Source organism: Bergeriella denitrificans NBRC 102155, assembly GCF_001592185.1.
GTDB lineage: Bacteria > Pseudomonadota > Gammaproteobacteria > Burkholderiales > Neisseriaceae > Neisseria > Neisseria denitrificans.
Genome location: NZ_BCWL01000085.1, coordinates 1 through 8514 on the forward strand (window position 1 = coordinate 1; position 8514 = coordinate 8514).

12 protein-coding genes are annotated in these 8514 nt (G+C 54.8%); 5 read left to right on the forward strand and 7 right to left on the reverse strand.

What is annotated here, in order from left to right; genetic code table 11:
• Positions 1-14: 14 nt before the first annotated feature.
• The 3 genes from nusB to BDE01S_RS05990 all read right to left on the reverse strand — a co-directional run bounded on the left by nusB (position 15) and on the right by BDE01S_RS05990 (position 1498).
• A complete protein-coding gene (gene nusB, locus BDE01S_RS05980; RefSeq protein ID WP_066078666.1) occupies positions 15-440 on the reverse strand; it encodes a transcription antitermination factor NusB in 426 nt (141 codons plus the stop codon).
• A gap of 194 nt (positions 441-634) precedes the next feature.
• Positions 635-1114 (reverse strand): 6,7-dimethyl-8-ribityllumazine synthase, encoded by a 480-nt coding sequence (gene ribH, locus BDE01S_RS05985; protein WP_066078667.1) that lies wholly within the window; start codon positions 1112-1114, stop codon positions 635-637.
• Positions 1115-1174: 60 nt separating this feature from the next.
• Positions 1175-1498 (reverse strand): DUF2185 domain-containing protein, encoded by a 324-nt coding sequence (locus tag BDE01S_RS05990; protein ID WP_066078669.1) that lies wholly within the window; start codon positions 1496-1498, stop codon positions 1175-1177.
• A 465-nt stretch (positions 1499-1963) separates the two neighbouring features.
• Between BDE01S_RS05990 and rnc the strand changes: the two genes are divergently transcribed.
• The 3 genes from rnc to era all read left to right on the forward strand — a co-directional run bounded on the left by rnc (position 1964) and on the right by era (position 4189).
• Positions 1964-2680, forward strand: coding sequence for a ribonuclease III (gene rnc, locus BDE01S_RS05995; RefSeq protein WP_066078670.1), 717 nt, complete (start codon positions 1964-1966; stop codon positions 2678-2680).
• A 96-nt stretch (positions 2681-2776) separates the two neighbouring features.
• On the forward strand, positions 2777-3211 hold the full coding sequence (locus tag BDE01S_RS06000; protein ID WP_218015859.1) for a DUF2489 domain-containing protein: 435 nt from the start codon (positions 2777-2779) through the stop codon (positions 3209-3211).
• 51 nt (positions 3212-3262) lie between these two features.
• Positions 3263-4189 carry a GTPase Era gene (era, locus tag BDE01S_RS06005; protein WP_066078680.1) on the forward strand — a complete coding sequence of 309 codons (927 nt, stop codon included), beginning with the start codon at positions 3263-3265 and terminating at the stop codon, positions 4187-4189.
• A gap of 123 nt (positions 4190-4312) precedes the next feature.
• On the opposite strand, the gene smpB is transcribed toward era, so the two are convergent.
• The 4 genes from smpB to BDE01S_RS06025 form a co-directional block, all read right to left on the reverse strand.
• Positions 4313-4759: an SsrA-binding protein SmpB gene (smpB, locus tag BDE01S_RS06010; RefSeq protein WP_066078683.1), complete on the reverse strand. Its 447-nt coding sequence runs from the start codon at positions 4757-4759 to the stop codon at positions 4313-4315.
• Positions 4760-4826: 67 nt separating this feature from the next.
• Complete coding sequence (locus tag BDE01S_RS06015) at positions 4827-5045, reverse strand: DUF1653 domain-containing protein (protein ID WP_066078689.1); 219 nt, start codon at positions 5043-5045, stop codon at positions 4827-4829.
• The gene (locus BDE01S_RS06020) at positions 5032-5256 is read right to left on the reverse strand and encodes a hypothetical protein (RefSeq protein WP_066078691.1); all 225 of its coding nucleotides are present in this window, start codon (positions 5254-5256) and stop codon (positions 5032-5034) included. Before BDE01S_RS06020 ends, BDE01S_RS06015 begins: the two co-directional genes overlap by 14 nt.
• A 77-nt stretch (positions 5257-5333) precedes the next feature.
• Positions 5334-5537, reverse strand: coding sequence for a cold-shock protein (locus BDE01S_RS06025; protein WP_002217533.1), 204 nt, complete (start codon positions 5535-5537; stop codon positions 5334-5336).
• A gap of 303 nt (positions 5538-5840) precedes the next feature.
• Here BDE01S_RS06025 and clpS point away from each other — a divergent pair, with 303 nt between their 5' ends.
• Complete coding sequence (gene clpS, locus BDE01S_RS06030) at positions 5841-6152, forward strand: ATP-dependent Clp protease adapter ClpS (RefSeq protein WP_066078703.1); 312 nt, start codon at positions 5841-5843, stop codon at positions 6150-6152.
• A 2-nt stretch (positions 6153-6154) separates the two neighbouring features.
• On the forward strand, positions 6155-8407 hold the full coding sequence (gene clpA / locus BDE01S_RS06035) for an ATP-dependent Clp protease ATP-binding subunit ClpA (protein ID WP_066078698.1): 2253 nt from the start codon (positions 6155-6157) through the stop codon (positions 8405-8407).
• Positions 8408-8514: the final 107 nt, after the last annotated feature.

Below are 8514 nucleotides of genomic sequence, written 5' to 3' on the forward strand. Positions count from 1 at the left end.
TACACATCAGACGTTTAAGCGCGTTTAGGATCGTTCGGGCGCAGTTGTACGGCCAGGCGGTCGAGGATGCCGTTGACGAATTTGTGGCCGTCGGTGCCGCCGAAGGTTTTGGTGACTTCGATGGCTTCGTTGATAATCACGGGATAAGGCGTTTCAGGCATGGCGCTTAATTCGTGGCAGGCCATCAGCAATACGGCGCGCTCGATCGGGCTGAGGTCTTTTTCGTCGCGGTCGAGCAGGGGGCGGATGTGTGCCATGTGCTCGGCGGCGTTGCTGTGTGCGCCGAAAAACAGTTTGGTAAACAGCTCTTCGTCGGCTTTTTCAAAATCGGGCAGTTCGCGGATGTTTTTGGCAACTTCCGGTGCGGCGGTTTGGTTGAGACCGGCTTGGTACAGGGCTTGTACGGCCAGCTCGCGGGCGCGGCGGCGTGGGGTTTTCATGGGGAAATCCTTATGGTTTGAAACGGGTTCAGACGGCCTTTGGGGCAAGGCCGTCTGAAAATCGGAAGGGTGGGATGGATTGAAACCCACCCGGCCGTCATGTTCGTGCAAACGGGCGTGACGGCGCGGAGAAGTGTCGGTTGGGGGCAAGCTAAGTTGCCAACCCAAGGTTAAACAAGAGGCAGCTTATCGGCTTACTCTTCTTCGTCGTCGAATTGCTCTTCCAGCAGAAAATTCACCAAGTTGGCGCACTCAACGGCAACTTTGGCAGCATCGGCGGCTTTTTCTTCGATACGCGCTACGGCCTGCTCGTCGTTTTCGGTGGTCAGAATGGCGTTGGCAATCGGGATGTTGTGGTCGAGGCCGACGCGGGTGACGCCTGCGCCGGATTCGTTGGCGACCAGCTCGAAGTGGTAGGTTTCGCCGCGAATAACCACGCCGATGGCAATCAGGGCATCGTATTGCTCGGAAGCGGCCATGTTTTGCAGCACCAGCGGCACTTCCAGCGCGCCGGGTACGGTGGTGATGGTGATGTCTTCGTCGGCTACGCCCAGCTCGAGCAGGGTGCGGCAGCAGACTTTGAGCATTTCGCCGCCGATTTCGTTGGTAAAGCGGGCCTGTACGATGCCGATACGCAGCTGTTTGCCGTTTAAGTTGGGTTCGATGATGTTCATGCTAATCCTTAGTTGTGTCGGTATTCAGACGGCTTTTGCGCTCGGGCCGTCTGAAAAATGTTAATCCTGCGGCTGCCAATCCGATACGGCTTGGAAGCTGCCGTCTTCGGCCAGCTCCCAGGCGCTGCCGGCGGGTTGTGTCAGCAGGGGTACGATGTCGGGGTTGTTTTTGGTGATGTCCGACATGCTCAATACGGTGAAGTTATCGGGATTGTCGGTGTATTCGTCGGTTTCGTCGCCGCAGAAGAAGCGCCAGCCGCTGTCGTGTTCGAATACCGGCTCTTCGCGGTAGAGAAAGCCGACCGGGCCGCCTTCTTCGCTGACGGCTTTGGTGGCGATGCAGCGGTCGAGCGCGACGGACAGGGCTTGTGCAAATAGGTTCATAATGGGTGTGCAAAGTGGAAAATACAGGCGTGATTTTACACGATTTGTGCAATTTCCGCATGGAAATCGGGCGGCGGCGGATAAAGGTAGCGTGTAATGTTATAGTGGATTCAAATAAGAAAGATACAAGGCGGCAAGCCGCAGGCAGTACAGGTAGTGCGACAAGGCGCAGCCAACGCTGTAGATTTTTTATTTGAATTCACTATACAATGGAGGCCGTCTGAAAAAAGATATAGTCGGAGAGTAATTTCGGCTACGGCGTTGGCTCGTCCGGCTCAAAGAGGGGGCTTGACTAAGCTACTGAAGCAGCAACGCTGTATCAAGCTAAAGTGAAACGGCTATAATTTTCAGACGGCCTGATGAATCATAAACACAGCCTTAAAGTGTTTCCATATTTTGCACGCAGCGGCCGCCGCGGCTTTGGAGTATCGAAACGCATTCGGGCTGCTTTTTTTGAAAGTAAGCATGAAAACCGATTTAATCAAACAGCAGGCGCAGCGTGCCATTCAGAAGCACTTGGGCTATGAGTTCAACAATCTCGAATTATTGCGGCAGGCTCTGACCCACCGCAGCTTTAATGCGAAAAACAACGAGCGTTTCGAGTTTGTCGGCGATGCGATTTTGAACTATACCGTGGCGAAAATGCTGTTTGAGGCGTTTCCCAAATTGAGCGAGGGCGAGCTGTCGCGGCTGCGTGCCAATTTGGTGAACGAGGGCGTGCTGGCGGAAATCGCGCTGGAAATGGAGGTCGGCAACGGCCTGTATCTGGGCGCGGGCGAGCTGAAAAGCGGCGGGTTCAAACGGCCTTCGATTTTGGCTGACGCGATGGAGGCGATGTTTGCCGCCGTGAGTTTCGATGCCGATTTCGGAGCGGCGGAAAAAGTAGTGCGCCATCTGTTTGCCGAGCGCGTTAAGCGCGTGGATTTGAAAAATCAGGGCAAAGACAATAAAACCGCGCTGCAGGAGGCTTTGCAGGCGCGGCGCATGGCGTTGCCGAAATACCGCATCGAAGAGCAAATCGGCCATGCCAACGACAGCCGCTTCGTGGTATCTTGTGATTTGGGCGAGCCGGGGTTTATCTGTCAGGCCGAGGGCGTCAGCCGCAAAGCCGCCGAGCAGGAAACCGCCAAAACCGCTTTGGTCTGGCTGGAGCAGCATTATCCGCTCAAGCGCAAGAAATAATGCCGCTGCGTTTGAATATTCGATGATTTTACTGCGGGCAGAGCGTTTTGGCGCGGCTGCCGGCGCATGAGGGCCGTCTGAAAAATGAACCTTTTGATGATTGCAGCGCTGTTGCTGATTGCCGCTATGGCTGCCTATGCTGCGTGGCTGTGGGCAAAAGTGTACCGTCAGCGCCGAGAAATCCAAGCCGCGCAGGCCGCGCGCCGCGCCAAGATTGCGGAGAGTGTGGATATTATTGCCATGGCGATGCAGCAGGGGCAGTGTAATTTGTCTGAAGGCGTATTGCGGATAAAGCCGCTCTTGGAAGTATTGGCGCTGGATTTTGCCGCTTACCCTGCGATGGGCGAACTTTATCAAGTCGTGGCGGACATGCCGGTGCTGGAAGAGCGCAAGCAGCTTAAACGCAACGAGCGCATGAAGCTGGATTTAATCCGAGAAAGCAGCGAAGCCAAGTGGGAAACGCAGATTTTGGCGGAAGCGGGGCAGGTGCGCGCGGCGGTAAAGGCGTTTTTGACGACACAAGCCGTCTGAAAAACAACCCGTTTTCAGACGGCCTCAAACCATACAGATAAAGATACAGACATGGATATTGAAACCTTTTTAAACAACGAAGCCCAACGTAACGAAGGCTACCGCTGCGGCTTTGTTGCCATTGTCGGCCGACCGAACGTGGGCAAATCGACGCTGATGAACCACTTAATCGGCCAAAAAATCAGCATCACCAGCAAAAAAGCGCAAACCACGCGCAACCGCGTGACCGGCATTTATACCGACGACACCGCGCAATTTGTGTTTGTCGATACTCCCGGTTTCCAAACCAACCACCGCAACGCGCTCAACGACCGCCTGAACCAAAACGTGACCGAGGCTTTGAGCGGCGTGGACGTGGTGGTGTTTGTGATTGAAGCCATGCGCTTTACCGATGCCGACCGCGTGGTTATCAAGCAGCTGCCCAAGCATACGCCGGTGCTGCTGGTGGTGAACAAAATCGATAAAGACAAGGCCAAAGATAAATACGCGCTGCAGGCTTTTGTGGACGAGGTGTCGCAAGAATTTGAATTTGCGGGGCACGAAGTCGTATCGGCCAAACACGGCCTGCGTATCGCCAATCTGCTGGAAGTGCTCAAGCCTTATCTGCCCGAGAGCGTGCCGATGTATCCCGAAGATATGGTGACGGACAAATCGTCCCGCTTCTTGGCGATGGAAATCGTGCGCGAAAAACTGTTCCGCTATTTGGGCGAAGAGCTGCCTTACGCGATGAACGTGGAAGTGGAGCAGTTTGAAGAGGGCGAGGATATCCACCGCATCTACATCGCAGTATTGGTGGACAAAGACAGCCAGAAAGCGATTTTGATCGGCAAAGGCGGCGAGCGTTTGAAAAAAATCTCCACCGAAGCGCGCCTGGATATGGAAAAACTGTTCGGGCAGAAAGTGTTTTTGAAAGTGTGGGTGAAAGTGAAATCCGGCTGGGCCGACGACATCCGCTTTTTGCGTGAATTGGGTTTGTAGGCAGATTGGTTGCGGTTTGGCAGCCGATATCCAAGCTGCGGCAGTAAAACCGTGTCTCAAAACGGTAAAAAGCCGTCTGAAAAACCGAAATATCGGATTTTCAGACGGCTTTTCCTTATCCAATTAACGCACTGCTTTCATCAGGCGCTGTTTTTCGCGCTTCCAATCGGCTTCTTTCAGGCTTTGGCGTTTGTCGTGCTGCTTTTTACCCTTGGCCAGGCCGATGTCCATTTTGATGCGGCCTTTGTGGTAGTGCATATTCAGCGGCACGATGGTATAGCCCGCGCGCTCGGTTTTGCCGATGAGCTTGTTGATTTCCGACTGGTTCAGCAGCAGCTTGCGCTGGCGCACGGGGTCGGGTTTGACATGGGTCGATGCGGTGGGCAGGGCGGTGATGTGGCAGCCGACCAGGTAAAATGCGCCTTTTTTCCAGTGGATATAGCTTTCTTTGAGCTGCACGCGGCCGGCGCGGATGGCTTTGACTTCCCAGCCTTCCAATACCAAACCGGCTTGGAGCTGGTCTTCGATAAAGAAATCGTGAAAGGCTTTTTTATTATTGGCGATACTCATGATGCGGATTCTTTAGGGGGCAGGTCTGGAATGAAGCGGTTATTTTACCACGAAGGCCGTCTGAATATTAAAATGCCTGAATCAGGGCAAAACGCGGCTGCGTGCCGCCTTCGCCGGCAATGTTTTCTGCAAACATGGCGGCGGGGCGCACCCACAGGCCGTAATCGCCGTAAAGCGCGCGGTACACGACCATGTCTTCGCCGGTTTCGCTGTGGCGCGCCCAGCCGGTCACTTCGTAGAGATTGCCTTTGTAATGGCGGTAGATGCCGGGTTTAATCGGGTTCATGGCGGATATAGTGCTGATAGAGCCGTTCGATTTCGGCGATGGCGGCTTGGTGGTGGGGTTGCAAACCGGTTTGCCAATCGGCCAGGCGCATCAGCATCAGGTCTTCTTCTTCGGCAAGGCTACAGGCGGCGGATTGGTTGGCACGCAGATGGCGGATTAACGCCTCGATGCGCTCAAGCGCCTGACGGTAGCGGGTGTCGTCTATATTCACAGGTATCGGTGTCGGGTACGGATATGAAAAATGGCGGGATAACCCGCCATGTTTACAGCTCGAAGCCGTATGGTCAATTAAGCAGCTTGAATGTTAGCAGCTTGTTTGCCTTTAGGGCCGGTGGTTACGTCGAAAGAAACGCGTTGGCCTTCTTTCAGGGTTTTGAAACCTTCCATGTTGATTGCAGAGAAGTGCGCGAACAAATCTTCGCCGCCTTCATCCGGAGTGATGAAACCAAAACCTTTAGCGTCGTTGAACCATTTTACGATACCGGTTGCCATTACAGAACTTCCTATACTTTAAAAATTGAAAAAAACAGCAAATGGCAACGTAAAACCTAAAAGTTCCGAGTTTCTCCCAAAACACATATGCTTATTCGAGTGCCGACTCTGCTGTCTGTCTTTTTACATTTGTTAAGCCTTTTCGTCAAGTATTGTTTGGGAGAAAGTGGAAAATTTATTAAAATAGGCCAAAATACAACAGAAAACCGGTTTTTTGTTAACAATCTTTTGTCTGCCTGCGGCTCTGCGCGGGCGGATAAGGGTTTGCTGTGGTTTGAAAAATATCCGAAAGCCAATATATCAATGAATAAAACGAGTACGCATCATGATGCCGATACGCTGCTGAAGCGCCGGGAAGCGCCGCCGCCCAAGCGTTACGGCGTGTTTCTGCTGAACGATGATTATACGACGATGGAATTTGTGGTCGAGGTGCTGACCGAAATCTTTATGCTCGGCCAAGAGCAGGCGGTGGCGGTGATGCTGCTGGTGCACCATGAAGGCAAGGGCTTGTGCGGCACTTATACGCGCGACATCGCCTATACCAAGCAGCAGCAGGTTTTGCAGCGCGCCCAAGCGGAAGAATTTCCGCTGCAATGTATTGTGGAGGAGGTTTGAGCATGATTTCAGCCGAGTTGGAACGGATTTTGCAGCTTCTGTATAACGAAGCGCGCGGCCGTCATTATGAATTTATCGGCATCGAGCAGCTGCTGCAGGTATTGCTGGACGAAGACGAAGCCGTCGGCAGAGTGCTGGGCGGCTGCGGCGCGGATTTGCCGCGCCTGACAGAGCAGCTGGCCGAGAGTACGGCGGAAAATACGCCCGTAATTCCCGAGCATCTGCTCGATAGCACCGAAACCCAGCCGACACTCGGCTTCCAGCGAGTGATACAGCGGGCGATGGTGCATACCCAGTCGGCGGGCAAAAGCGAGGTGACGCCTTTGGATGTGCTGGTAGCCATTATGAGCGAGGCCGACAGCCATGCGGTTTATTTCCTCAAGCAGCAGTCGGTCACGCGCTTCGATATTCTGCGCTGTATCGCACAAGGCGGCGCGGATGAAGCAGTTTCAGACGCCATAGACGGCCAGGAGGCAGGCGCAGACGGCAAAGAGGGCGATGCGCTGGCCGACTATACTTTGAATTTGAACGAAGAAGTCCGCGCCGGCCGGATAGATCCGCTTATCGGTCGCAGCCACGAGATGGAGCGGCTGGTGCAGACGCTGTGCCGCCGCCGCAAAAACAACCCGCTGCTGGTCGGAGAAGCCGGCGTGGGCAAAACCGCATTGGCAGAGGGGCTGGCTTACCAAATCGTGTCCGGCAGCGTGCCCGAAGTGTTGAAAGATGCGGTGGTGTATGCGTTGGATATGGGCGCTTTGCTGGCGGGTACGAAATACCGTGGCGATTTTGAAGCGCGGGTGAAAGCGGTGTTGAAGCGGCTGGAGCAAGTGCCCGATGCCGTTTTGTTTGTGGACGAAATCCATACCGTCATCGGTGCGGGCAGCACCAGCAACGGCACGATGGATGCGTCCAACCTGCTCAAGCCCGCTTTGGCCAAAGGCGTGTTGCGCTGCATCGGTGCGACCACTTACGAAGAATACCGCACCATTTTCGCCAAAGACCACGCCTTGAGCCGCCGCTTCCAAAAAATCGACATCGCCGAGCCGAGCGTGGCCGAAACGGTCAAAATCCTGCAGGGTTTGAAACCGGTATTCGAGGGTTTCCACCAAGTGCGCTACACCCAAGCCGCGCTGGAGGCCGCTGCCGAACTTTCCGCACGCTACATCAACGAGCGTTTCCTGCCCGACAAAGCCATCGATATTGTCGATGAAGCCGGCGCGGCGCAGCGGATTTTGCCTAAATCCAAGCAGAAAAAAGTCATCGGCAAAGCGCAAATCGAAGCCGTGGTCGCCAAAATCGCTCGCATTCCCGAGAAAACCGTTTCCCATGACGACAAGCAGGTGCTGCAGCATCTGGCGCGCGATATGAAAAATATGGTGTACGGGCAGGATAAGGCGGTGGAAGCGCTGGTGTCGGCCGTCAAAATGGCACGCTCCGGCCTGGGGCTGCCCGATAAGCCTGTCGGCAGCTTCCTGTTTTCCGGCCCGACCGGCGTCGGCAAAACCGAAGTCGCCCGCCAGCTTGCCTTTTCGCTGGGCATTCCGCTGCAGCGCTTCGATATGTCGGAATATATGGAACGCCACGCCGTATCGCGCCTGATCGGTGCGCCGCCGGGCTATGTCGGCTTCGAGCAGGGCGGCCTGTTGACCGAAGCGGTAAACAAGCAGCCGCATTGCGTTTTGCTGCTCGACGAAATCGAAAAAGCCCACCCCGATATTTTCAATGTATTGCTGCAGGTAATGGACGCGGGTAAGCTGACCGACAACAACGGCAAAAGCGCCGATTTCCGCAACGTCATCCTGATTATGACGACCAATGCCGGCGCGGAAAGCCTCAGCCGCCCGACGCTGGGCTTTACCGCCAAACGCGAGCGCGGCGATGAGATGCAGGCCATCAACAAGCTCTTTACGCCCGAATTCCGCAACCGCCTGGATGCTGTGATTCCGTTTGCGCCGCTGGATGAAAGCGTGATTGCCAAAGTGGTGGACAAATTCCTGCTGCAGCTTGAGCAGCAGCTGCTCGAGCGCAAAGTCGAAGCCGTCTTTACCCCCGCGCTGCGCCGCTATCTGGCGGAAAAAGGCTTTGATCCGCAAATGGGCGCGCGCCCGATGCACCGCCTGATTCAGGAAAAAATCCGCAAAGCCCTGGCCGACGAATTACTGTTCGGCCGCCTGGTCGAGGGCGGCGCGGTTAAAATCGATTGGGATAAAGGCAAAGGGGAAACGGTGTTGAAGTTTCCGAAAGCGGCGGGATAGGGCAGGTCGCCCGGGCAGTACATAGCCGCAGTTTTCGCCAAAAAAGCCGTCTGAAAAATCAAGGTTTTTTTCAGACGGCTTTTTTATAGTCGAATAACACAGAATGG